Below are 754 nucleotides of genomic sequence, written 5' to 3'. Positions count from 1 at the left end.
CGTGATCCCAACGGCAATTTCGTGCGCTACACCTATGACGGTGAAGGGCGAACTTTAAGCGAGACGCACAGCGGCAAAACCTTGGACAATCCCAATGCGGTAACCCTTCGCACCGCCTACGACCCCAGGGGACTCAAAATCGCCGAGACCGACGGCAACGGGCATGTCACCCGCTATGCCTATGATGCGAAAGGGCAGGCCGTGCTCAAAATCGACCCGGTTGGACACTGGGAGCGGTACGAATACAGTCCTGAAGGCTATCGGACGGCGGTGCGGCGGCCGTACGGCAGAGACACCGTCACGACCTACGATTACCGCGGACACAAGCTGACCGAAACCGACGGACTGGGCAAAACGGCGGTGTACACCTATGATGCGGACGGAAGATTGACGAGCGAGACGAACCGCGAAGGCGACGCGATCCAATATACCGTGGATGCCGGCGGACGGACCGTCGTCAAAATCTCGCAAACCAACGGAACCTATACGTATCAATACGATGGGGTCGGAAACAAATTAAAAGAAACCCGCCCGCTTTACGGCACGACCGTGTACGAATATGACGCGCGGGACGAGCTTCGAGAGGTGCGGGAGATCAAACCGGACGGCCAAGTGCTGACCACAAGCTACACGTACGACGCGGCGGGCAACCGGCTGACCCAGGTCGACCCTTCCGGCCAAACCGTAAGCTACGCATACGACGAAACCGGCAACAAGACCAAAGAAACGTTCATCCTGCAGACGCCGGAAGGAC

Annotated in this window: 1 pseudogene; it reads left to right on the top strand. The window is 58.5% G+C overall.

From position 1 onward, the window contains the following. Positions 1 to 754 (top strand): annotated as a pseudogene (locus VF724_RS21295) (hypothetical protein); the annotation flags it as partial.

It is taken from the genome of Ferviditalea candida, from assembly GCF_035282765.1.
Taxonomy (GTDB): domain Bacteria; phylum Bacillota; class Bacilli; order Paenibacillales; family KCTC-25726; genus Ferviditalea; species Ferviditalea candida.
Note: the sequence above shows the minus strand (reverse complement) of the source record. Positions and strands in the feature narration are given on the sequence as shown.